Origin of the sequence: Kitasatospora sp. NBC_00315 (genome assembly GCF_041435095.1) — a bacterium.
In the GTDB taxonomy this organism is placed as follows: domain Bacteria; phylum Actinomycetota; class Actinomycetes; order Streptomycetales; family Streptomycetaceae; genus Kitasatospora.
In genome coordinates this window covers 7,307,118-7,331,110 of the sequence record NZ_CP108025.1, presented here as the reverse complement: position 1 = coordinate 7,331,110, position 23,993 = coordinate 7,307,118, and the positions used below count along the sequence as shown (strand labels likewise).

Below are 23,993 nucleotides of genomic sequence, written 5' to 3'. Positions count from 1 at the left end.
CGATCATGCGCAACGATGTCGTGAAGCCTGAACCGACCCGTACCGTCCGAAACCGGCATCGTCGGGACGACGTCGCCTTCAGGTTCCGACGATGATCGGGAGCGGCCGGGGCGACACCGGCGGCGAATCCGAGCCGACCGGTCCGGACCACTGCTCCGGCGGGGCCGGGTGGCGGCCGATGCGCACCCGCGTGCGGTCGACTCCGGCACGGTGCGGGACGGTGAGCCCGAACGCCGGGCCACGGACGGGAGCCACGGCCCGCCGCAGCGACGCGAGGCCGCCGCCGAGGGGGCGTTCCCACCCTTGCCTCATCTATCGATTTTCGATAGATTTCCATCGCAAATCGATGGAAGGTTGGGTCATGGGAAAGCTGACAGTGCGTGCGCTGCGCGCCGTGCTCGTGGTGCTGCTGGCCGGCACCGTGTTCGTACAGGCGGGGTTGGTGTGGGCGTTGGTCGGCGGGAACGACCCGGAGGACGGGTCGCTCCCGCTGACCACGCTGCGCGTGATCACGATCCTGGGCATGGTGACGGCCCAGGTCGCCCTGGTCAGCGTATGGCGGCTGGTGGCGATGGTACGACGCGGAACCGTCTTCTCCCCCACCGCCTTCCGGTACGTGGACGCCGTGATCGGCGCGATCGTGGCCGCTGCCCTCGTGTGGTTCGCGGTCACGGCCGTCAACGCGCCGGGCCAACGGGAGGACCCGGGTGTCACCCTCATCATGGGCGGGGTCGGCATGGCCGTCCTGGGGGTCGCGCTCATCGTCCTCGTGCTGCGGATGCTGCTCGCCCAGGCCGTCGCGCGCGACGTGGAAGCGACGCAGATGCAGGCCGAGTTGGACGAGGTCATCTGATGCCGATCACCGTCGACATCGATGTGATGCTGGCCAGGCGGAAGATGTCCGTGGGCGAGCTCGCGGAGCGCGTGGGGATCACACCCGCCAACCTGGCGGTGCTCAAGAACGGCCGTGCCAAGGCGGTGCGCTTCGCGACGCTCGCCGCGCTCTGCGAGGTGCTCAAGTGCCAGCCGGGCGACCTGCTGCGCTGGGAGGCGGAGGACGCCGCGGGCGGATGACGCGTGCGGTGCCGCCCGCCGCTCAGCCCGCCCCCGCGGCGGCCCGGTCGGCCGTCCGGGCCGCCGCCTCGGCGAGCGCCGCCAGGACCGGGCGGAGCAAGGGGTGCCCCTCGGCTCCGGCCCGGACGGCGGCGAAGACCTTGCGGGTCGCGAGCGCGCTGTCCACCGGCCGTACGGCGACCCGGGAGAGGTCCGCGCCGCGCAGCGCCGAGCGGGGCACCAGCGCGACCCCGGCGCCGGCCGATGCCAGCGCGAGGACCGCGTGGAAGTCGTCCGAGGAGTGCACCAGCCGGGGTTGGAAGCCCGCGTGCTCGCAGGCCAGCAGGACGACGTCGTGGCAGGGATTGCCCGGGTAGGGGCCGATCCAGGGTTCGGCCGCGAGATCCGCGAGGTCGATGACACCGGGAGCGACGAGGGACGCGGCTGGTCCGGAGCCGGCGACCGGACCGGAGTCGGCGGTGCGACCGGGGCCGGCGGTGAGCACGGACGGGCGTCCGCCGGCGGCCAGCGGGTGTTCCAGGGGCAGCACGGCCTCGAACGGCTCGGCGTACAGCGGGACGCGGGTCAGCCGCAGGTCGTCCGCCTGCGGGGCGCCCCGGTACTCGACCGCGACGGCGAGGTCGGCCCGGCCGTCCAGCAGCATCGGCAGGCTGGCGTCCCCCTCGGCGTCCAGCACCTTCAGTCGCACGCCGGGTGCCTGCGCCGCCAGCGCCCGGATCGCGGGGGCGAGCACCAGCGCGATGCCGGTGGCGAAGGACGCCACGGTCACCTCACCCGCGACCCCGGCGCTGTACGCGGCCAGGTCGGCCTCGGCGCGCTCCAGCTGGGCGAGCACCACGTCCGCGTGCCGGAGCAGGATCTCCCCGGCGGCCGTCAGCCGTACACCGCGGCCGTCCCGGGCGAGCAGGTCGTGGCCGGTCTCCTGTTCGAGGGCGGCCAGCTGCTGGGAGACGGCGGAGGGCGTCAGGTAGAGGGCGGCGGCTGCCGCCGTCACGGTGCGGTGGTCGGCCACGGCCCGCAGGGTCCGCAGCCGTCGGGCGTCGATCACACGGCAATTCTGCCAGGGCCGGGCCCGGCCCGGTGCCGGGGCAGCGGCACCGGCACCCGCACCCGCACCCGCACCCGCACCCGCACCCGCAGGCGACACGTCCGGGCCCGCGGCACGTTCCGGAGCCGGACCGGGGTGCTCCCCGCCGGGGCGGCGGCGCGCGCTTGTCGTGCGCCGTCCGCACGCCTGTCCCGCCTCTGGCGCCGTCGTGCGCTCCCGCGACGAACGGAGCGTTCCGTTTCTATCGTGGGTGCCCGCACTCCGCGACGAAGGGCATGAGGATGACAAGACGTTGGCTGGTGACGGGCTGCTCGTCCGGGCTGGGGTACGCGCTCGCCGAGGAGGTGGCGCGGTCCGGGGACCGCGTGGTGGCCACCACCCGGCGCCCGGGAGCGCTGGCGCCGCTCCTCGAGGAGTTCCCGGGGCGGATCACCGAGGCCCTGGTCGACGTGACCGACGCCGAGCAGTGCCGAGCCGTGGTCGAGCTCGCCGTCGAGCGGCTGGGCGGGCTGGACGTCCTGGTGAACAACGCGGGCAGCGGGCTGTTCGGCGCGGTCGAGGAGGTCTCCGACGACGAGCTGCGGGCGCAGCTGGAGCTCCTGGTGGTCGCTCCCTGGCGGCTCACCCGCGAGGTCCTGCCGCTGATGCGGGCCCAGGGCGGCGGACACGTCGTCAACGTCTCCTCCCTCGCCGGGCGGACGTCGTTCCCGGGTCTGGCCGCGTACAGCGCCGGCAAGTACGCGTTGGAGGGGATGAGCCAGGCGCTCGCGACCGAGGCGGCGGCGTTCGGCGTCCGGGTGACGGTCCTGGAGCCGGGCGGCTTCGCGACCCGGTACGGGACGTCCATGCGGCAGGCCGCCGCCGGCGTTCCGGCCTACGGGTCGGTGGTCGGCCCGATGCTGGACTCACTGCGCGGTATGGAACGCAACGACGAGCTGAACCGCCCCGAGGACTTCGCGGCGCTGGTGCGCCGGTTGGTGGCGACGAGCGGGACGCCGCTGCGGCTCCCGGTCGGCGAGGACGCGTTCGGCTACCTGGACGTGCTGGAGGCCGCGGCGGCGACGGAGCTGGCCGACGCGAAGGCGTTCGTGCGGTACCCGGGCGAACCGCGGCCCGCGGCCCTCGCGCACACCCGGGCCGACGCGGCCCCCGAGCCCGTCTGAGCGGGCCCGGTCCGGCCCGGCCCGGCCCGGTCCACCGACGCGGCACGGGGTGCGGACCCGCGGCCCGCCCGACTCGGGACGGGCGGGCCGCGGGTTCTCGGGCCCGGAGGCCCGGGTGGTCGTGCACCAGGGGCCGGCCGGTCTACTCCCCCAGGGCGGCGCGGGCGTCGACGAAGGCCGCCACCACGCGCTGGACGTCCTCGGTGGAGTGCGCCGCGGAGAGCTGGACCCGGATCCGGGCCGCGCCGTGCGGCACGACCGGGAACGAGAACCCGATCACGTACACGCCGCGCTCCAGCAGCAGTTCGGCGAGCCGGCCGGCCTTCGCCGCGTCGCCGATCATGACCGGGGCGATCGGGTGGTCACCCGGCAGGATGTCGAATCCGGCCTCGGTCATCGACGAGCGGAACAGCGCCGTGTTGGCGCTGAGCTTCTCGCGCAGCTCGTTCGACTCCTCCACCAGGTCCAGCACCTTCAGCGAGGCGGCGGCGATCACCGGGGCGAGCGAGTTGGAGAACAGGTACGGGCGCGAGCGCTGGCGCAGCAGGGCGACGATCTCCCGGCGGGCGGCCACGTAGCCGCCGGAGGCGCCGCCGAGGGCCTTGCCCAGAGTACCGGTGATGATGTCGACGCGGTCCATGACACCGTGCAGTTCGGGGGTGCCGCGCCCGCCGGGGCCCACGAAGCCGACCGCGTGGGAGTCGTCGACCATCACCATCGCGTCGTAGCGGTCGGCCAGGTCGCAGATCTCCCGCAGCGGGGCGACGTAGCCGTCCATGGAGAAGACGCCGTCGGTGACGATCAGGCGGCGGCGGGCGTCCTGGGTGGCCTGGAGCTGCTTCTCCAGGTCGGCCAGGTCGCGGTTGGCGTAGCGGTGGCGGCGGGCCTTGCTGAGCCGGATGCCGTCGATGATGCTCGCGTGGTTGAGGGCGTCGGAGATGACCGCGTCGCGCTCGTCCAGCAGGGTCTCGAAGACGCCGCCGTTGGCGTCGAAGCAGGAGGAGTACAGGATGGTGTCCTCCTGGCCGAGGAAGGCTGAGAGCCGCTCCTCCAGCTGCTTGTGGACGTCCTGGGTGCCGCAGATGAAGCGGACCGAGGCCATGCCGTAGCCCCAGCGGTCCAGCGCGTCCCTGGCGGCGGCGAGGATCTCGGGGTGGTCGGCGAGGCCCAGGTAGTTGTTCGCGCAGAAGTTCAGCACCTCTCCCGGGCGGCCGCCGGCGGTGACGGTGACGGCGGCGCTCTGCGGGGTGCCGATCACCCGCTCGGGCTTGAAGAGGCCGGCCTCGCGGATCTCGTCGAGGGTGGTCGCGATGTCGTCGCGCACGGAGTCGAACATGTCTACTGGCTCCCGGGTGTGGGTTCGGACGGTGCGGAGACTCAGACGGTCCAGTCGAGGATGATCTTGCCGCAGCGGCCGCTCGCGGCCTCGTCGAAGGCGGCCTCGAAGTCGGCGGCGGGGTAGCGGCCGGTGATCACCGGGCTGAGGTCGAGTCCACCCTCCAGGAGCACGGACATCGCGTACCAGGTCTCGAACATCTCCCGGCCGTAGATGCCCTTGATGGTGATCATCGAGGTGACGATCCGGGCCCAGTCGACCGGGAAGTCCTCGGCGGGCAGGCCCAGCATGGCGATCCTGCCGCCGTGCGTCAGGTTGGCGATCATCGACTGCATCGCCTCGGGACGCCCGGACATCTCCAGGCCCACGTCGAAGCCCTCGCGCAGGCCCAGCTGCTGCTGGCCCTCCTCGATGGTGTGCTCGGCGACGTTCAGCGCCAGCGTCACGCCGACCTTGCGGGCCAGATCCAGGCGGTACGGGCTGACGTCCGTGATCATCACGCTGCGGGCACCGGCGTGCTTGGCGACGGCGGCGGCCATGATGCCGATCGGACCGGCACCGGTGATCAGCACGTCCTCGCCGACCAGCGGGAAGGACAGTGCGGTGTGCACGGCGTTGCCGAAGGGGTCGAAGATCGCCGCGACGTCCAGGTCGACCGGCACCCGGTGCACCCAGACGTTGGCGGCGGGCAGTGCCACGTACTCGGCGAACGCGCCGTCGCGGCCGACGCCCAGGCCGACGGTGTTGCGGCACAGGTGGCGGCGCCCCGCCAGACAGTTGCGGCACTTGCCGCAGACCAGGTGACCCTCACCGCTGACCAGGTCACCGACGCCGATGTCCGCGACGGCCGCACCGACTTCGGCGACCTCCCCGACGAACTCGTGACCGAGCGTCAGCGGCGTGCGGATGGTCTGCTGCGCCCAGCCGTCCCAGTTGCGGATGTGCAGGTCGGTGCCGCAGATGCCGGTGCGCAGCACCCTGATCAGCACCTCGCCGGGGCCGATGGCGGGCTTGGGGACGTCCGTCAGCCAGAGTCCCGGCTCGGCCTTCTGCTTGACGAGTGCCTTCACTGCGGCGGCTCCTGACGCACGAGGGGGCGGCCTGGTGTGGGCAGGCCGGCGGGGCCCGGCGGGCGACGGCTGCTACCGCTGGGCGCCGCACCGGACAAGGTGCAATCTGCCTGGTGGGGGCGGGTGCGGTCCATCGAGGAATTCTTAAGGGCCGCCACAGCTGGGCTTCACGATCGTGCCCGAGCGGCGCCCGGCGGGCCCGACGCCGTGCCGCACACCACCCGGACGGAGGAGTGCGGGGGCCGACCGGACGGGGCGGGGCCGCCGGGTGCCGGGCAGGGCCACGGGGCGACGGGCCGCAGATCGACGGACCGCGGCGCAGCGGGCCACGGGGCCACGGGTGACGGGCGACGGGCGACGGGCGACGGGTCAGTCCTCCGGGCCGGGGCAGCTCGGCGGGCAGCCGCGGGCCGGGTGACCGTCGCCCGTCCCCGCGCCGTCGAAGAGCTCCCAGAGCCCGGCCTCGTCGGCGGCGGTCATCGCGAATGCCGCGACGAACAGGCGCAGGGTGGCGGCGGAGAGCGAGCGGCCGCCCAGCGCCCGGGAGACCCGGTCGCGCAGCGCGCGCGGCAGCAGGTCGCTCTGGGCCGCCTCGCCGTTGAGCCAGAGCCATTCGGCGAGCACCCGGGTGACGGCCGCCTGGTTGATCCGCCCGGGGGTCGAGCGGGCGACGTGCCGCAGCCATCGGGTCCGGTACCGGCCGGGCGCGGCGAGCAGGGCGGTCAGCCGGGCGCCCACGGCCGGGGCGACGACGGGGATCGTGAGGGCCGGGGCGGCGGTGGCGGCGGGCGTGGCGGCCGGGGTGGTGGCGGGCATGGCGGCTCCCCCTTCTCCGTGCCCGGCCCGCCGGTCCTCCCCCCGGCAGGCGGGGCCGGGCACGGACGGCGGCGTCCGGCACGTGTGCGGACGAAGTGTGGACGGCGTGACAAAAACGTGCGACAGAAGCGCGACACAGGCGCGCTACTCTCCCCCGGCACGTAGTGGTCCAGACCATATCCGAGCCGCCTCGGCACGCGCCACACGGCGATCCCGGCACCGGCACACGGCGTCAGATGAGCCCCGAACGACCGGAGTTCGATGCCGGCCGAGCCGCGTCCGCGCCGCCGGCGGCCCGTCACCGCACCTGGAGTAGCCATCAGCCCCGCACCGGCCCCTCTCACCCTGCCCGACCTGCTGGACCACCGCGCACTGGTCCACCCCGAGCGGGTCGCCCTGCTGGTCACCGGCGGCGGCTCCGTCACCTACGGGCAGTGGCGGCAGGACGCGGTCCGGGCCGCGCACGCACTGGCCCGGGCCGGGGTCCGCCCCGGCGACCGGGTCGCGCTGCTGTTCGCGAACCGGGAGTGGGAGCGGTACGCGGTGGCCTTCATGGCCGTCCAGTACGCGGGCGGCGTCGCACTGGCCGTCCGCGAGGACCTCTCCGCGACCGACGCCGCCGCGCTGCTGACGCTCGCCGGCGCCAGGACGGCCGTACGCGGTGCGGCCCGCCCGCCCGCGGCCGGCACCGTCGATCTCCGGCTCGAAGAGCTCACGGCCGCCACCGGGCCCTGCCCCGCCGAGCCGCCGCACCGGCCCGCGCCCGAGGACCCGGCCCAGATCGTCGGCACCTCCGGCACCACCGGCGCGCCCAAGGGCGTGCTCGCCGCCCACGCCAGCCTGACCGCCGGCCTGGCGCTCAACCCCAGGCCCCGCCCGTACGCACACTCCCGCTACGCGCTGCACGCCTTCCCGATCGGCACCAACGCCGCCCAGGTCGTGCTGGTGAACGCCCTCACCGGCCACCCCACCACCGTCTGCCTGCCGCTCTTCGACGCCGAGGAGTTCGGGCGCACGGTGGAGGAGCTCGGCGTCGGCACCGTCTTCCTGGTGCCCTCGATGGCCGTGGAACTGGTCAACAGCGCCGTCGCCGGCCGCCGGGACCTCTCCGGCGTCCTCCTGGTCAGCTGCACCGCCGCCGCCCTGCCGGGTCCGGTCGCCGCCGCCCTGGCCAAGGTCCTGCCCCGGGCCGCCATCACCAACACCTACACCTCGGCCGAGGCGTCGCCTGCGCAGATCACCGCCGTCGTGGACGCCGACCGGCCCGGCTCGGTGGGCTGCCCGGCCGACCCGACGAGCCTGCGGATCCTCGATCCGGACGGCCGGCCCGTGCCCCCCGGCGGTACGGGTGACATCTGGCTGCGCCAGCCCGGGCCGCCGCGCGGCTACGTCGGCGGGACGGCGCCGGACGGCATCGTGTTCCAGGACGGCTGGGTCCGGATGGGAGACCTCGGGCGGCTCGACCGGGACGGCCACCTGTACCTGGTGGACCGTGAGAGCGACATCATCAAGGCCGGTGCCCTCAAGATCTCCACGCTGCGGATCGAGGAGGTGCTGCACGGGCACCCCCGGGTCGCCGACGCGGCGGCGCTCGGCCTGCCGCACCCGGTGATGGGCAGCGTGCCGGTGGCCGCCGTCGTCCCGGTGGCGGGCGGACTCGACCTGGACGAGCTGCGGATCTTCCTGGCCGCCCGGCTCGGCCGGGCCGAGCTGCCGGTCCGGATCCTGGTCACCGACGCGCTGCCGCGCAATCCCAGCGGCAAAGTCCTCAAGCACCACCTGCGAGCCCGCTTCGACGACGCGCCGGACAGCGCCGGCACCGCCCCCGGCACCCCGACCGAACGCACGCTGGCGGCCCTGTGGCGCCGGGTGCTCGGGCGCCCGGTGGGCGCCGTGCAGGACGAGTTCTTCGCCCTGGGCGGGGATTCCTTCCGGGCCGTCCAGCTGGCCACCGCGATCACAGCGGAATTCGGCGTCACGACCAGAACCGCCCTGGTGTTCGAGCGCCCCTCCCTGCGCTCCCAGGCGGCCTGGCTGGACGATCCCGGGCGGCGCGGTGGCCCGGCGGCCGGGCCTGCGGCGGCCGCCGAGCTCTCCCCGTTCCTGACCGCCCTCCGCGACCGGCCCCACGACCTGCCGCTGACCTCCCAGCAGGAGAACTTCCTGCGCTGGATGGCCGAGGCGCCGGGCCGGGACGCGGGCCAGGTCGCCGTCCGGTTCCACGTCACCGACGCGCTCCGCCCCGAGCTGCTCGGGCGGGCGCTGCTGGAGCTGGTCCGCCGTCACCCCGCCCTGCGGACCGCCTTCGAGCCGGTGGCCGGGCACCCGGGCGTGCTGCGGGCCGTGCTGTCCGACGAGGCACGCGCCGACATCACCCTGGTCGAGGCGCCCGGCGAGGACGACGAGCGGGTCAGCGCCCGGCTGCTCGCCGAACGGGACCGCCGCACGGACCTCGCGCGGGACCCGATGACCCGCCTGCTGGTGGTCACCCGGGGCCCGGCCGACCACGTGGTGCAGCTGGGGGTGCACCACCTGGTGAGTGACGGCTGGTCACTCGGGGTCCTGCTGCAGGAGCTGGGCGTGGCCTACTCCGCACTGCGCCGCGGGCGCCCGGTGCCGGCCCCCCGGCCCGGCCCCGGCTACCGCGAACTGGTCGAGTGGTCCAACGCCCACTGGCCCGCCTCCCGGGCCCACTTCGAGCGGACACTGGCCGGAGCACCCGCGGCGGTCGATCCCTTCCCCGGCCGGCGGGCGGTCGAGACGGTCCTGACCGGCGCCCACGAGCTGACCGTCCCGGCCGGCCTGGCCGCAGCCCTGCGCGAGCGCGCGACCGACCTGGGCGCGACCCCGTTCCTCGCCGTGGCCGCCGCCTGGAGCGCGCTGCTGGCGGAGCACAGCGGGCAGAGCGACCTCGTCCTGATGACGCCCGTCCCGGGCCGCCCGAAGCCGGAGGCCGAGCGCGCGATCGGCTGCTTCGTCCAGTCGCTGCTGCTCAGGGTGGACGCCACCGGCTCCCCCGGCCACGCGGAGCTGCTGGACCGCGTGCGGACCGCCGCGACCGCCGCCCTCGACCACCAGCTGTACCCCTTCGCCGAGTTCAGCCCGCGGGTGCCGTTCGCCGCCTGGCTGCGGTACGAGGCGTGGAACGCGCCCGCGCAGCTCCCCGGACTCCGCTGCACCGACTGGGAGCTGCCGCGCGGCAGCAGCGTGCCCTGGCCACAGCCCGGCGGTGACCTGCACGTACCGGAGCTCACGGCCTCCGAGCAGCCGGACGGCAGCCTGCGCTGCTGGCTCCAGTACAACACCCACGCCTTCACACCGGAGTCGATCGCGGCCCTGGCCGAGGCGTTCACCGCCACCCTGGCGGCGGCGGTGCGCTGACCGGCCGGGAGTCGTCGCCCGTCCGTCCGTCCGCAGGCGCGGCCCGGGTGACCGGCCCCGGGCGACCACGCGGAGCGGCGGCGGCGGCCGGACGGCGGCCGCCGCTCCGGGGACGCGGAAACGGCGGGGGCACGACCGAGCGGCGGGGGCACGGAAGCGGCGGGGCCCCGACCAGCCGGTCGGGGCCCCGCCGCTCGGCCGTGTCAGGCCAGCCGGCCCGCCGCCTCCTCCTCGGAGAGGGCGTCGATCTCGGCGATCAGCAGCGCCTCGATCCGGGCCGCCAGCGCCGCCGGGGTCGCGCTCTCGAAGACCGCGCGGATCGGGACGTCCAGGCCGACACCGGCCCGGATCCGGGCGGCCACCCTGGTCACCAGCAGCGAGTCGCCGCCGAGCTCGAAGAAGTCGTCGAGCGCGCCGACCCGGGGGACGCCCAGCACCTCCTGCCACAGCTCGACCACCAGGGCCTCGGCGTCGGTCCGCGGCGCCAGGTACTCGCGCCCGGCCCCGGCGTCCCCGTCCGGCTCCGGCAGCGCCGCCAGGTCGGGCTTGCCGTTGGCGGTCAACGGAAGCGCGTCCACCAGCACCAGCGCGTCGGGCACCATGTACGCCGGGAGCCGCGCGGCCAGGTGCTCGCGCAGTGCGGCCGTCGCCGGGGCCGCGCCCTGCCGTGGCACGACGTAGCCGACCAGTCGGCGGCCGTCGCGGACCACCACCGCGGCCCGGGCCACCGCCGGGTGGCCGGTCAGCGCGTTCTCGATCTCGGCGGGCTCGATCCGGAACCCGCGGATCTTCACCTGCTCGTCCGCCCTGCCGAGGAACTCCAGCAGGCCGTCCGAACGGCGCCGGACGCGGTCGCCCGTCCGGTACATCCGGTGGCCGGGCCCCGCGAACGGATCGGGCGGGAAGCTCGCCGCGGTGAGCTCGGGACGGCCGAGGTAGCCCCGGGCCAGCCCGGTGCCACCGAGGTGGAGCTCGCCCTCCGAGCCGGCCGGGAGCAGGGACCCGCGGTGGTCCAGCACGTAGCAGCGCACGCCCGGCAGCGGGGTACCGAGCGGCGGCCGGCGCCGGGTGTCGGCGGCGCCGAGGTCGGTGCTGGTGACGATGACGGTGGCCTCGGTCGGGCCGTAGGTGTTGACCAGCCGGACCCGGTCGCCGTGCCGCTCGCGCCACTGCGCGACGGCGCTCGCCGAGGCCTCGGAACCGCCGAGGATCACCAGCCGCAGGGCGGCCGGCCAGGGTGCCTGCTCGCCGAGCGAGACGAGTTCGTGCCAGTAGGCGGTCGGCAGGTCGAGCACCGTCACCGATCCGCCGCGCGGCGAGCGCAGCAGGTCCGGGAGCATCCGGCCACCACCCGGCAGCAGCACGCAGCAGGCGCCCGAGACCAGTGCGGGCCAGATCTCCTCGGCATGGGTGTCGAATCCGATGGACGCGAACTGGACCACCCGGTCGGCCGGTCCGAGGCCGTAGCCGTCACCGGCCATCCAGTCGACCCGCTCGGCGAGCGCACCGTGTTCGACCACCACGCCCTTGGGCACCCCGGTCGATCCGGAGGTGTAGAGGATGTACGCGACGCCGGCCGGATCGCTGCCCGGCAGAGGTTCCGGGGCGGGCCCGCCCTCCGGGCCGGCCGGGCGCTCCGGGACGGCCGGGCCGGTGGGCCAGTCGGTGGGGAGGGCCCGTACCGGCACCCCGAGATCGGGGCCGTCACCGGTGGTGAGCAGCAGGCTCGCGCCGGCCTCCTCGACCATCAGCCGCTGGCGCTGCGGCGGGTGCGCGTGGTCCAGCGGCAGATAGCAGCCGCCCGCCTTCCAGATCGCCAGCAGGGCGGTGACCATCTCGAACGACGGCTCGATCCGTACCGCCACCGCCCGGCCCGCCCGGGGGCCGATCTGCTGCGCCACCAGGGAGGACCGGCGGTCGAGTTCGGCGTACGACAGCACCTCACCGCCGTACTCCAGGGCGTCCGCGCCGGGAGTGGCGGCGACCTGCGCGGCGAAGCGCTCCAGCAGCGGACGGGCGGGCTTCGCGACGGGTCCGGCGCCCTGGGCGAGCAACTCGGACCGCTCCTCGTCGGTGAGCAGCCAGTCGCCGTGCAGCGGGAGCCCGGGGTCGTCCACCACCCTGGCCAGCAGCGAGCGGCACCGCTCGGCCAGGGCTTCCACGGTACGGCGCTCGAAGACGTCCAGGTCGTAGCAGAACGACAGGGTCAGGCCCACGTCGGTACGCCAACTGTCCAGCAGCAGATCGGTCTTCGCCCGGGCGAAGCCGGAGTCCATCGAGCCGAGCCGGACACCTGCGGGCACCGGCTCCGGCCCGCCACCGGCCAGGCCGTGCTGGCTCTGGTGCACGAAGAGGGTCTGGTAGAGCGCGGAGTGGCCGGGCGGGGCGGGCAGGTCGAGTGCGGCGGCGAGCCGCTCCTCGGGGACGTCCTGGTTCCCGAGGGCCGCCATGGTGGCCGATCTGGCCCGACGCAGCACCGTCCGGAAGTCGGGCTCCCCGGTGAGGTCCGCGCGCAGGACGCCGGTCCGGGTGAAGTAGCCGAGCAGGGCCTCGTGGGAGACCTCGCCCCGGCCCGCCAGCGGGGTGCCGACCGCGAAGAGCTCCTGACCGGTCCAGCGGGCCAGCACGCTCTGGTAGACGGCCAGCAGCACCATGAACGGGGTGCAGCGCTGCTCGCGCGCGAGCCGGTCCAGGGCGGCGGTGAGCTCCGGGCCGATCTCGACGTCGACGAAGCCGGCCGGGTGGGCCGCGTCGGCCGGGCGGGCGTGGTCGGCCGGCAGGCGCAGCGTGGAGACACCGGCGAGCTGCTCGGACCAGTACCGGAAGGCCTCGTCGGGCTCGGCGGCAGCCGTCCTGGCCAGCTCGGCGCGGGCGAAGTCGCCGAACTGGAGGGCGAGTTCCGGAAGGTCGGCCGGGGCCTCGCCGATCTCCTCCCGGTAGAGGGCGAGCAGCTCGCGCCACATCGTCCGGGCCGACCAGCCGTCCGAGATGATGTGGTGCAGGACGATGACGACGGCCTTGTCCCGTTCGGGCTCGTCCTCGATCAGCAGTGCCCGCAGTGGCGGCCCGGCGGCCAGGTCGAACGGGGCGTTGACGTGGGGGGCGGCGGCCGCGGTGAACCGCCGCTCGCGCTCCTCTGCCGACTCGTCCGGCGTGGAAGGGAGTTCGACCGGGGTGAGATCCACCGGGCCGGGCGGCCCGACCACCTGGACGGGCTCCTCGCCGCGCAGTTCGAACCGGGTGCGCAGGATGTCGTGCCGGGCGGCCAGCCGGGTGAGTGCGACGCCGAGCGCCGCCCGGTCCAGGGGACCGGCCCACCGGTGGGCCAGGTACATGTTGAAACCGGCGTCGTCCGGGTTGAGTTGGAGCAGGAACCAGAGCCGACGCTGCCCTGCCGTCAGCGGGTGGACCCCGGCGGGGCCGCTCGTCGGGTCAGGACCGGTCATGGGGCACCTCGGTGTCGGTGTCGGCGGGGGTGTGCGGCAGGCCGTTCGCGCGCGCCCGCAGGGTCTCCAGGCCCACCAGGTCGTCGGACTCGGCGTCGGGGACGTCGCGGTCGAAACGGGCGAGGACCGGCAGGCAGAAGCAGATCAGGACCAGCAGGGCCATCGCGAGGCCGAAGAGCAGGTAGAGCAGGCCGATGCCGCGTCCCTCGCCGGTGCCGATCACCCGGCCTACGGTCGAGGCGAGCGCGCCGTGCTCGTCCATCAGCGGCTGCATCAGGCCGGGGCCGAACGGCGCCACCACCGCGAAGCCGAGCGGCAGGGTCGACCAGGCGACCATGGTGTTGACGGCGATCACCCGGCCGTGGAAGCGCAGCGGGATCTTGGTCTGGATGATGGTCGCGTAGACGCCGTTCACCAGGGCCAGCCCGAACGCCATGCCGAAGGCGCCGATCGCCACCACCGGCAGGGATGGCGCGAGACCGGTGACGAAGCAGGCGGCCGCCAGGCCCAGCGTGGCCAGCAGGACTCCGCGCAGCCGGTGGTGCCGGGGGCCGCCCCAGACCAGCAGGGTCAGGCCGCCGAGCACCGCGCCGAGCCCGCCGCCGGTGGCGATCCAGCCGGTGTCGTGCAGTTCGCCGAAGGAGAGCACCAGCGGGGTGGTGAGCAGGAACAGCGGGGAGAGGAAGATGTTGAGGACCGCGAAGTAGATCAGCATCGAGCGGAAGTGCCTGCTACCGAGGGCGCGCCGGAAACCGGCCCGGATCTCGGCGCCCACCGACTCGCGGCGGGTCCAGGCCATCGCCGCAGGGAAGCGGACGGCGAGCGTGATCGCGGTGGCGGCGGTGTAGCTGAGCACGTCCAGCCCGAGGATGCCGCCGAGTCCGATGCCCGCCAGCAGGCCCACCGCGAACAGCGGCACCAGGAACTGGGCGAAGCCGAAGGCCATCTGGACGACGCCGTTCGCGCGGCCCAGGTAGCGCTTGGGCACCAGTTGCGGTACCGCCGAACCCCAGGCCAAGCGCTGGAAGGTGAGCGCGGCCGAGAGCACGCCGATCAGGACGTAGGCGTGCCAGACGTGCAGGGCGCCCGCGAGGTGGAGCACGAGCATCACCGTCTGGGTGAGTCCGGCCGCGAGGTCACCGGCGATCATGATGCGACGGCGGTCGCCGCGGTCGATCACCGCGCCTGCCACCGGTGCAGCCAGGATCCCGGGGACGAGACCGCAGGCCGCCAGCAGGCCGAACTGGACCAGCGAGCCGGTCTGCAGGTAGATCCAGACCGGCAGCGCGAACTCGGTGAGCGCGGATCCGATCATCGAGATCTGCTGGCCGGTGGCGACCGTCAGGAAGCGCCGCATGCTCGGACGGACCACGGCCGGGTCCTGCTGCGGCGTGGCGCCGGCGGCCTCGCCCGGGACATCGCCCGGGACATCGCCCGGGACATCGCCCGGGACCGTGGCCTCCTCGGCCGAGCGAGAGATGTCCGCCAGCCACCAGGTGGAGTCCTCGGTGCGCCGGTGGCGGTCCTCGGTGCCGTCCGCGACCGAGCGGTGCACGGTGGTGAGGATCCGGGCCAACTCCTCGGCCCGGTACTTGAGGTAGAAGTGCCCGGCCTCGTCGAGGACGACCACACCGGTGGTGCCGGTGATCCGGTGCCACTCGCGGAACCGCTCCTGGTAAAACTCCGTCGCCGGGTCGCGCTCACCGACCACCGAGATCACCGGCGCGCGCAGCACCCCGCCCTCCTCGGCGAACAGTCGCCCGAAGTACCGCTCGGCCTCCTTGGTGCCGGTCCTGCGGTTGCGCACGATCAGCCGCAGCTGGTCGGGGTCCACCTCGTCCACGTCGAGCCCGGCCGCGGCCAGCCCGTTGACCATGCCCTGGTCGCTGCGCAGCTTCTCGGCCAGCGCCGCGAAACGCTCGGCGATCGCCGAACTGCGGCCGCCGGGACGGGCGAAGGGGTAGATGCCGCCGAGGTGGACGGCCTCGACCTCGCGCCCGGCGGCCTCCAGCCGGCGGGCGATCTCGACGGTGAGCATGACGCCCATGCCGCAGTGGCCGTAGAGGACGATCCTGCCCTGCACGTCGTCCAGGATCTCCTGCGCGGTGCGCTCCGCGACCTCCTCGGTCGCCATCGCCTCCTCGCCGAGTTCGTGGCCGGGGACGGCGATCGAGTGCAGGGCCCAGTCCTCGGGCAGGGCGTCGGCGAGCGGCTTGTAGATGAGCGCGCTGCCGCCGCCGTAGGGCGCACAGACGATGCTCGCGGTGACCTCCCGCTGCGGGGTGAGGCGGTGCAGCAGCTTGCGCGGTCCCCGGTCGGCGTCAGGAGATGCCACCAACGCGGCGAGCGCGCGGACGGTGGAGTGCTGGAAGAGATCCATCACCCCGATCGGGGTCGGGAGGTCGGGATACGCCCGACGCATCCGCGCGACCACCTGGGTGGCCAGCAACGAATGCCCGCCGAGCTCGAAGAAGTCGTCCGACGCACCGACCCGCGGACGGTCGAGCAGATCGGCCCACATCGCGGCGATCAACTCCTCCTCCGCAGTGGCCGGCGGCTGGTAACCGGTCACCGGCCCCTCCTCCGGGGCGGGCAGCGCCTTGCGGTCCACCTTGCCGTGCGCCTGCAACGGGAACCGCTCCAGCACCACATACCGCGCCGGAACCATGTAATCCGGCAACACCCTCACCAACGCCGCCCGCAACTCCCCCGCCGCCCCGACCCCACCCCCCGGACACTCCAGATACGCCACCAACGTCTGCCTGACACCCTCACCCCGCGCCACCACCACCGCCTGGGACACCCCCGGCAACGCCGTCAACGCCGCCTCGATCTCCCCCGGCTCCACCCGATACCCACGCACCTTGATCTGATGATCACCCCGACCCAGGAACTCCAGCTCACCATCCCCCCGCCACCGAGCCAGATCCCCCGTCCGATACAACCGCGCACCCACACCCCCGAACGGATCCTCCACAAACCGCTCCGCCGTCAGATCCCCCCGCCCCAGATACCCCCGCGCCAACCGCTCCCCACCCACATACAACTCCCCCACCACACCCGGCGGCACCGGACGACGATGCCCATCCAGCACATAACACCGCGCCCCCGCCAACGGCCGCCCGATCGGCGTACTCCCCACCGACACCACACCCGACGACGAACCGGAGCCCGCACCCGACACCGCACCCGACGACGGACCGGACAGCGCACCGGACGACGGACCCGGCGCCGTCACCTCGAACACCGTCACCCCCACCGTCGCCTCCGTCGGCCCGTAGTGGTTGAACACCGCACACCGACCCGACGCCGCCAACTCCCGCGCCCACCCGAACGCACTCGCCTCACCACCCAGCACCAACGCCCGACGCGGCAACAACCGCTCCACCGACACATCAGCACCCAACGCCGCCAAATGCGACGGCGTCATCTTCAGATAATCAACACCCAACGCCTCTATCCGCTCCGCCAACTCCACCCCCGCAATCCGCCGCGGCAACAGATGCACCCGCCCACCCGAACCCAACGCCAGATACAACATCGTGATACTGAAATCGAACGACAACGACTGCAACAACCCGAAACTCGACCCCGGCACCACCCCCAACCGCTCACCCACCCCCACCAGATAATTCACCACCTCCCGATGCTGAACCGCCACCCCCTTCGGCACACCCGTCGAACCCGACGTATAAATCACATACGCCAGATCCCCCGGCCCCGACACCTCCCCCAACCCACCGAAACCAACACCGACGTCACCGCCCACCTCGACGTCCGCATCCACGTCCGCATCAACGTCCACCAACACCCGCGCCCCCGCGAACCCCGGGAACCGCACCCCCAACAACGAATCCGTCACCAACACCACCGCACCCGCATCCGCCACCAACGCGTCCAACCGCGCCGACGGCGCCTCCGGATCCAACGGCAGATAACAACCCCCCGCCCTCAACACCCCCACCAACGCCACCGCCAACTCCGGCGACTGCTCCAGACACACCGCCACCCGGTCATCACGCCCCACCCCCAGAGCACGCAACCGCAACGCCAACCGATCCGCCCCCGCACCCAACTCCCGGTAACTCACCACCCGATCCTCGAACACCAACGCCGGCTCATCCGGACACCGCTCCACACTGCGCGCGATCAACCCCGTCAACGTCACCGGCCCACCCACCGGCAACTCCGGCCCCACCGCCCACTCCCCCACCACACACGCCAACTCACCCGCACCCAACAACGGCAACCGCGACACCGGCACATCCGGATCCGCCAACGCCGCCACCACCAACAACTCGAAACGCTCCGCGAACCGCTCCACCGTCGCCGCGTCGAACAGATCCGTACGGTAGGTGAACACCCCGAGCAGGCCGTCCTCCAGCTCCGTCAGGTACAGCGCGAGGTCAAAGTGCGTGGTGGTGCTCTCGTAGCCGAACCCCTCGTTTCCGAGCGCCGCCGCCGGGGCGCCGGGGGCGGCCCGTTCGCCGTAGTTCTGGAAGGCGAAGGTGGTCTGGAACACCGCGGACCGGCTGACGTCCCGCTCCACCGCGAGGTCGGTGACCATCTGCTCGAACGGCACCTCCTGGTGCGTGTAGGCGTCCAGGGTCCGCTCGCGCACCCGGCTCACCAGCCGCCCGAACGACGGATCGTCATCGAGGCGCGCCCGCACCGGCAGCATGTTCACGAACGGCCCGACCACGCCTTCGAGTTCACGATGCAGACGACCCGCCACCGGCGAGCCGACCGCGAAGTCCGACTGACCGCTGTGCCGGGCCAACAGCACCTGGAACGCCGCCATCAGCACCATGTACCGGGAGGCCCCGTAGGCGCGCGACAACTCGCCGACGCGGTCCGACAGTTCGCCGCTCCACCGGAAGCGGTGCACGGCGCCGTCGAAGGTCAGCACCGGCGGCCGCGGCCGGTCGGTGGGCAGGTCGAGCGACGGGACGTCGGCCAGCTCGGTGCGCCAGTAGTCGCGTGAGGCGGTGAGCGATCCGTCCGTCAGCCGGGCGCGCTGCCAGCGCGCGTAGTCGCCGAACTGCACCGCCGGCTCGGGGAGCGGCTCCGTCTCGCCCCCGCAGTGGCGCGCGTAGAGCACCGACAGCTCCCGGTTGAGGATGTCCACCGACCAGCCGTCACAGGCGATGTGGTGCATCACCAGGGCGAGCACGTGGTCCTCCGTGGCCAGCCGGACCAGCACCGCGCGCAGCAGCGGGCCGGCGGCGAGATCGAACGGCTCGGCAACGGCGTCCTGGATGACCGCGGCGGCCCGGAGCTCCGGGTCCTGCTCCGGGTGCCCCCCGGCGTCGCCGGAGACGTCGACCAAGCGGGCGGCGAAGGGTGCCGGATCGGCGACGGTGACCTCGGCGACGCCGTCCTCGCTACTGGGGAAGGCCATCCGCAGCCCCTCGTGCCGGGCGACGAGCTCGGTGAGCGCGGCGTCCAGTGCGGAGCGGTCCAGCGGGCCGCGCAACCGCCGCGCGGGCGCGAGCGCGTACGCCGTACTCCCGGGCGCGAACTGCTCCATGAACCAGAGCCGCTCCTGCCCGCTGGACAACGGCGGCACCGTACCCGCCGGACGGCGCCCGACCACCTGGGCCGGGGCGGCGGAGCCGCGCAACCGCTGGGCCAGCAGACTGCGCTTGGCGGCCGACCAGTCTGCCTGGGGGTCCTGCGTCTCACTCATCGGATTCCTGTCGAGGTGGGGTACCGGCGGGCCGCCACGGGGCAGCGGCACGGAAGGGGATGGGGCGCAGCGCGCCGAAGGCCGCGGCGGAGCAGCGGCGAGGGGCTCGGGTCGGGGCGCCGTGGAGCCGCGGCCAGGAGCGGCCGGTCGCGACGACACCGCGGGGGACGGCACATGAGGGGCGGCGCGCGGGTGCGCCGGGGGCCGCGCGGAGCGGCGCCGGGGCGGGAGGCGCGGGCCGCACGGGGCCCGCCCCTCCCGCGTCGGTCAGAGGCGCTCGCGTACCGCCGCCGCGATACCGGCCACGGTCGGGACGTCGAAGAAGATGTCGAAGCCGAGCTCGACGCCCAGCGTCCTGCGGATCCGCGCGCCGATCTGAATGATCGTCAGTGAGTGTCCGCCCAGGTCGAAGAGGTCGTCGTCCGGTCCGACGTCGGGGAGGTCGAGCACCTGCGCCCAGATCTCGCGGACCGCCTCCTCCACCGGATCCGCCGCCGGCCCGGGCGAGGGCCGCTCGGCCGAGGTCGAGGGCTCGGCGGGAGCGGGCGGCAGAGCCCGGCGGTCGAGCTTGCCGCTCGGCGTCAGCGGCAGCCGCTCCAGCCGCAGGAAGCGCTGCGGCACCATCGGGGCGGGCAGCGTCCGCAGCAGGTGCTCGCGCAGCTGCGGGAGGCCCGGCTCGCCCGCGGCCAGGGTCACGTAGCCGACCAGGTACGGCGCTGCGGCATCGTCGTGGTGGGCCGCGACGGCGGCCTCGGCGACGGCCGGGTGCTCCAGCAACCGGGCCTCGATCTCGCCGAGTTCGATCCGGTGGCCGCGGATCTTCACCTGGTTGTCGATCCGCCCCAGGAAGTCCAGCTCACCGTCGGCCGTCCAGGCCGCCAGGTCCCCCGTCCGGTACAACCGGCCCCCCGCCGGACCGAACGGATCCCGCACGAACCGCTCGGCGGTCAACTCGGGCCGGCCCAGATAGCCGTGTGCCAGGCCGTCGCCGCCGAGCAGCAGCTCCCCGGGTATGCCGAGCGGGGTGGGGCGCAGGTCGGCGTCGAGCACGTAGGCCCGGGTGTTGGAGATCGGCCGGCCGATGGTCACCCGTTCGGCGTCGCGCGGGATCTCGGCGCAGGTGGAGTAGATGGTGGTCTCGGTGGGGCCGTACCCGTTGTGCAGCCCGTGCAGGACGCCGCGCAGTTCACGGGCGAGCGGCAGGGGCAGGGCCTCGCCGCCGACCAGCCCGACCACGCCGAGGGCGCCCGGTTCGGCGGCCAGCAGCACCCGCCAGCCGGAGGGGGTGGCCTGGGCGTGGGTGATCTGCTCGCGCTCGATCAGGTCGAGCAGTCCGGGGCCGTCGGTGGCCAGGCCCTCCGGGGCCAGCACCAGGCGACCACCGGTGATCAGCGGCAGGAAGATCTCCAGCGCCGAGATGTCGAAGGACAGCGAGGTCAGCCCCAGCCACACGTCCCCCGGCCCCGAACCGAGCCGCTCGGCGAAGGAGCTCAGCAGGTTCACCAGCGCCCGGTGCCCGACCTCCACACCCTTCGGCCGCCCGGTGGACCCGGAGGTGTAGAGCACGTACGCACGGTCCTCGGGTCCGGGGCCGTCGGTCACCGGCCGCGCCGGATCGGACTGCGCGGCGTCGGCCGGCCGCAGCACCACGGGGGCGACCGCGGCGAGCTCCGGCGAGGGCTCGTGGTCGGCCAGCAGCAGTGCGGCGCCGGAGTCGGCGAACACCTGGGCGAGCCGCTCGGGCGGGTAGCCGGGGTCGAGCGGCAGGTAGGCGGCGCCGGTGGCGAGGACGGCGAGCAGGGCCACCGGCAGGGCCACGGTACGGTCCAGGTGCAGGCCGACCAGCGTGCCCGGGCCTGCTCCGGCGGCGCGCAGGACGGCGGCCAGCCGCTCGGCGCGGGTGATCAGCTCGCGGTAGCCCAGCCGGTCGGCGCCGGCGGTGACGGCGACGGCCCCGGGGTCGGCGGCAGCCCGCTCGCGGACGAGGTCGAGCACCGTGCGGTCGGCGGGGTAGGCCCGTGCGGTGGTGTTCGGGCGGCCCGTGACGGCGCGGTACTCGTCCTCGTCCAACAGCGGCAGGTCGGCCAGCGCGGTACCCGGCGCGGCGACGGCGCCCGCCAGCAGGGTCGTGTAGTGCCCGGCGATCCTGCGGGCGGTGGCGGGCGCGATCACCTCGGGGTCGTACTGCAGGCCGAGATCGACCCCGTCCGGTGCGTCGACCACCTGGAGGTGCAGGGTGTTGCGGGCGGTGCCGTTGAAGACGGCCCAGTCGACCCGGGCCTCGGCGCCCTCGAAGACCGGATCCGGCCCGCGTCGGCGGTAGCCCAGCGAGACGGGGGTCAGGCCGACCCGGGGGCTCAGACCGGCCACGGCCGTACCGAACGGCACGGCGCGGTACGGGTATCCGCCGCGGAGCTCCGCCCGTACGGCGCGGGCGTACCGCTGGAAGGCGGTGCGGGCCGGGGCCCCGCCCCCGGGACCGTCCGGATCGAGCACGGGTGCGTGCACGGGCAGCTCGTTGACGAACAGGCCGATCTCCCCGGCCTGCGCGGCGGCCCGGGTGGACAGGGCCACGGCCACCGGTACGGCCTCGCCCCCGTAGCGGGCCAGCAGCCCGTGCAGGGCCGCGAGCAGGAACTCGAACACGGTGACACCGCTGTTCCCGGCGGCCGTGGCCAGCTCGGCGCGGGCGGACCCGTCCAGCCGGAGGTGCACGACGTCGCCCGGTGCGGCGGCCGTGCCGGCGCGCGGGAGGCCCGGCAGGACGGGCTCGGTGGCCGCCGCCCAGCGCGGGCCGTACCACCGCGCGGCGCCGCGGACCGCCTCGTCGTCCGGCGCGGGCGCGGTGGCGGGGTGGCGGGGCGCGGTCTCACCGGCCGCCGTTTCGCCGCGCAGGGCGGCGCCGTAGCCGGCGGCCAGGTCGTTGACCAGGACCTCCTTGGAGGCGCCGTCGAACACCGCGTGGTGCGCCACCACCAGCAGCTCGGCCCGCCCCTCCGGACGCCGGTACAGGGTGAAGCGAACCGGCGGACCGGACTCCGGGAGGAACGGGCGGGCGCCGTCCTCGGCCACCCGCTTCTCGAAGTCGGCCGGGCTGTCGTCGCCCGCGTCCACCCGGACCAGGCGGACGGGCGCGCCGGCCGGCACCAGCAGGACCTCGCCGTCGCGCTCGGCCGCCACGGTGGTCAGCAGCGGGTGCCGGCGGACCAGTGCGGTCACGGCGCGGTCGAGGGCGTCGGCGTCGAGCCGGCCGAAGGAGATCCGCAGGGGCAGGTGGTAGGCCTCGTGGACGGGAAGCAGGCGCTCGGTCAGCCAGACTCCCAGCTGGGCCGGGCCGGCGGGGATGGCGCTGCGGTCGTGGTGCTGCTCGGGCATCGGCGGGCTCACTTCGACGGTCGGGGGTTCGGGAGCGCACGCCCGGACGGCGGCCGGTGCCGGCCGCGGGCTGGTGGAGAGACCGGCCCGCGGGTGGTGCCCGGCCCGTGCGCGGGGCCGGCCGCCGGCCGTTGCGGCCCGGCACACCGCCGCCCTGAGCGTGCCCCCCGTGGCACGCCCCGGCGGATCCGGCCTCCGTGAGCGGAGGACCGCTGGTCCAGACCTTCCAGGAGATTGGCATAGACCAAATGCCTCGTCAAGGATTCCCTGTGAAGTACTGACGACACGTCATTCACATTGCTGTACAGCGACAATGACGGTGAGCCCTGCGCGATGAACGCCCCGGCCGTCGATCGCCCGCGAACGCCCGTTGCGGCAGCTGCGGCAGTTGCGTCCGCCGCGGCGGCCGGCCCGGCCCGGGCCGCCGCGGGCGCCGTGGCGTCTCCTACGCGCCCAGGACCCGTGCGAGGTCGTAGGAGACCGGCTCCTCCAGCTGCTCGTAGGTGCAGCTCTCCGGCGTCCGGTCGGGCCGCCACGAGCGGAACTGGACGGTGTGCCGGAACCGGGTGCCCTCCATGTGGTCGTAGCCGACCTCGCAGACCCGCTCCGGGCGCAGCGGCACCCAGGAGAGGTCCTTGCCGCCCGTCCAGCGGCTCTGCGCTCCGGGCAGCCGCCCGCCCGCCTGTGCCTGCTCGTCCGCCCAGGCGGCCCAGGGGTGGCCGGTGAGCCCGTCGGTCCGCAGTGGGGCCAGTTCCTCGGCGAGCTCACGGCGGCGGGCCATCGGGAAGGCCGCGCAGACGCCGACGTGCTGCAGCCGCCCGTCGGTGTCGTACAGGCCGAGCAGCAGGGAGCCGACCACCGGCCCGCTCTTGTGCTCGCGGTAGCCGGCCACCACGCAGTCGGCGGTCCGCCCGTGCTTGACCTTGAACATCGTCCGGTCGCCGGGCCGGTAGGGCTGGTCCAGCGGCTTGGCCACCACGCCGTCCAGCCCCGCGCCCTCGAACTGCGAGAACCAGGTGCCGGCCAGGTCGAGGTCGGTGGTGGCGGGGGCCGTGAAGACCGGGTCGCCGGCTCCGGCCAGGGCCTCCACCAGGGCGGCGCGGCGGATCTCCAGCGGCTCGTCCAGCAGGGAGCGCTCGCCGAGCGCCAGCAGGTCGAAGCCCACGAAGGACGCGGGCGTGCGCTCGGCGAGGGTCCGGACCCGGGAGGCCGCCGGGTGGATCCGCTCCAGCAGCTCCTCGAAGCGCAGCCGGCCGTCCCGGACGATCACGATCTCGCCGTCCACCACGCAGCGGGCCGGCAGCTCCCGGCGGAAGGCCGTGACCAGCTCGGGGAAGTACCGGGTCAGCGGCTTTCCGGTACGGCTGCCGATCTCGACCTCGTCGCCGTCCCGGAAGACGATCGCGCGGAAGCCGTCCCACTTGCCCTCGTACTGCATGCCCGGCGGGATCGCGGGCACGGCCTTCGCGAGCATCGGCGCGACCGGGGGCATCACAGGCAGGTCCATGCCTCCGATGGTGCCCGCGCAGCCGCCCCGGCGCGCGGGGAGGCACCCGCTCCGGGCGCGCGCGCCGACCCCGCGGCCTAGCGTGGTC

Annotated in this window: 12 protein-coding genes; 4 read left to right on the top strand and 8 right to left on the bottom strand. The window is 74.4% G+C overall.

Translation table 11 applies throughout. The annotated features are described in order from the left end of the window. The first annotated feature begins 361 nt into the window (after positions 1-361). Both OG823_RS30850 and OG823_RS30845 read left to right on the top strand, forming a co-directional pair. A complete protein-coding gene (locus OG823_RS30850) occupies positions 362-853 on the top strand; it encodes a DUF2975 domain-containing protein (protein ID WP_371483433.1) in 492 nt (163 codons plus the stop codon). After that, the gene (locus tag OG823_RS30845; RefSeq protein WP_190212959.1) at positions 853-1,074 is read left to right on the top strand and encodes a helix-turn-helix transcriptional regulator; all 222 of its coding nucleotides are present in this window, start codon (positions 853-855) and stop codon (positions 1,072-1,074) included. Before OG823_RS30850 ends, OG823_RS30845 begins: the two co-directional genes overlap by 1 nt. Positions 1,075-1,096: 22 nt before the next feature. On the opposite strand, the gene OG823_RS30840 is transcribed toward OG823_RS30845, so the two are convergent. Beyond that, positions 1,097-2,122 carry a LysR family transcriptional regulator gene (locus OG823_RS30840; RefSeq protein WP_371483431.1) on the bottom strand — a complete coding sequence of 342 codons (1,026 nt, stop codon included), beginning with the start codon at positions 2,120-2,122 and terminating at the stop codon, positions 1,097-1,099. Positions 2,123-2,403: 281 nt separating this feature from the next. Here OG823_RS30840 and OG823_RS30835 point away from each other — a divergent pair, with 281 nt between their 5' ends. Further along, the gene (locus OG823_RS30835; RefSeq protein ID WP_371483430.1) at positions 2,404-3,285 is read left to right on the top strand and encodes an SDR family oxidoreductase; all 882 of its coding nucleotides are present in this window, start codon (positions 2,404-2,406) and stop codon (positions 3,283-3,285) included. Positions 3,286-3,427: 142 nt separating this feature from the next. On the opposite strand, the gene OG823_RS30830 is transcribed toward OG823_RS30835, so the two are convergent. The 3 genes from OG823_RS30830 to OG823_RS30820 form a co-directional block, all read right to left on the bottom strand. Next, positions 3,428-4,621: a glycine C-acetyltransferase gene (locus OG823_RS30830; protein WP_371483429.1), complete on the bottom strand. Its 1,194-nt coding sequence runs from the start codon at positions 4,619-4,621 to the stop codon at positions 3,428-3,430. A 41-nt stretch (positions 4,622-4,662) separates the two neighbouring features. Beyond that, positions 4,663-5,691: an L-threonine 3-dehydrogenase gene (gene tdh / locus OG823_RS30825; protein ID WP_371483428.1), complete on the bottom strand. Its 1,029-nt coding sequence runs from the start codon at positions 5,689-5,691 to the stop codon at positions 4,663-4,665. Positions 5,692-6,060: 369 nt separating this feature from the next. Beyond that, positions 6,061-6,507, bottom strand: a complete 447-nt coding sequence (locus tag OG823_RS30820) for a hypothetical protein (protein ID WP_371483427.1) — start codon at positions 6,505-6,507, stop codon at positions 6,061-6,063. A 261-nt stretch (positions 6,508-6,768) separates the two neighbouring features. Between OG823_RS30820 and OG823_RS30815 the strand changes: the two genes are divergently transcribed. After that, positions 6,769-9,888 (top strand): AMP-binding protein, encoded by a 3,120-nt coding sequence (locus OG823_RS30815; protein ID WP_371483425.1) that lies wholly within the window; start codon positions 6,769-6,771, stop codon positions 9,886-9,888. A gap of 203 nt (positions 9,889-10,091) precedes the next feature. Here the strand turns inward: OG823_RS30815 and OG823_RS30810 are convergent, their stop codons facing one another. The 4 genes from OG823_RS30810 to OG823_RS30795 form a co-directional block, all read right to left on the bottom strand. After that, positions 10,092-13,334 (bottom strand): amino acid adenylation domain-containing protein, encoded by a 3,243-nt coding sequence (locus OG823_RS30810; RefSeq protein WP_371483424.1) that lies wholly within the window; start codon positions 13,332-13,334, stop codon positions 10,092-10,094. Beyond that, entirely contained in the window at positions 13,321-19,023 is a 5,703-nt protein-coding gene (locus OG823_RS30805) for an amino acid adenylation domain-containing protein (RefSeq protein WP_371483423.1), read from the bottom strand. The genes OG823_RS30810 and OG823_RS30805 overlap by 14 nt, the downstream gene beginning before the upstream one ends. A gap of 267 nt (positions 19,024-19,290) precedes the next feature. Then, positions 19,291-22,398, bottom strand: a complete 3,108-nt coding sequence (locus tag OG823_RS30800; RefSeq protein WP_371483421.1) for an amino acid adenylation domain-containing protein — start codon at positions 22,396-22,398, stop codon at positions 19,291-19,293. A 445-nt stretch (positions 22,399-22,843) separates the two neighbouring features. Continuing rightward, positions 22,844-23,905: an ATP-dependent DNA ligase gene (locus OG823_RS30795; protein WP_371483419.1), complete on the bottom strand. Its 1,062-nt coding sequence runs from the start codon at positions 23,903-23,905 to the stop codon at positions 22,844-22,846. Between the last annotated feature and the right edge of the window lie 88 nt (positions 23,906-23,993).

Bases quoted from the DNA above. Each gene is read 5' to 3' on its own strand.
- OG823_RS30835 (WP_371483430.1), top strand. From the start codon at position 2,404: ATGACAAGACGTTGGCTGGTGACGGGCTGCTCGTCCGGGCTGGGGTAC.
- OG823_RS30810 (WP_371483424.1), bottom strand. From the start codon at position 13,334: ATGACCGGTCCTGACCCGACGAGCGGCCCCGCCGGGGTCCACCCGCTG.
- OG823_RS30850 (WP_371483433.1), top strand. From the start codon at position 362: ATGGGAAAGCTGACAGTGCGTGCGCTGCGCGCCGTGCTCGTGGTGCTG.
- OG823_RS30830 (WP_371483429.1), bottom strand. From the start codon at position 4,621: ATGTTCGACTCCGTGCGCGACGACATCGCGACCACCCTCGACGAGATC.
- OG823_RS30845 (WP_190212959.1), top strand. From the start codon at position 853: ATGCCGATCACCGTCGACATCGATGTGATGCTGGCCAGGCGGAAGATG.
- OG823_RS30805 (WP_371483423.1), bottom strand. From the start codon at position 19,023: ATGAGTGAGACGCAGGACCCCCAGGCAGACTGGTCGGCCGCCAAGCGC.
- OG823_RS30815 (WP_371483425.1), top strand. From the start codon at position 6,769: ATGCCGGCCGAGCCGCGTCCGCGCCGCCGGCGGCCCGTCACCGCACCT.
- OG823_RS30800 (WP_371483421.1), bottom strand. From the start codon at position 22,398: ATGCCCGAGCAGCACCACGACCGCAGCGCCATCCCCGCCGGCCCGGCC.
- OG823_RS30820 (WP_371483427.1), bottom strand. From the start codon at position 6,507: ATGCCCGCCACCACCCCGGCCGCCACGCCCGCCGCCACCGCCGCCCCG.
- OG823_RS30795 (WP_371483419.1), bottom strand. From the start codon at position 23,905: ATGGACCTGCCTGTGATGCCCCCGGTCGCGCCGATGCTCGCGAAGGCC.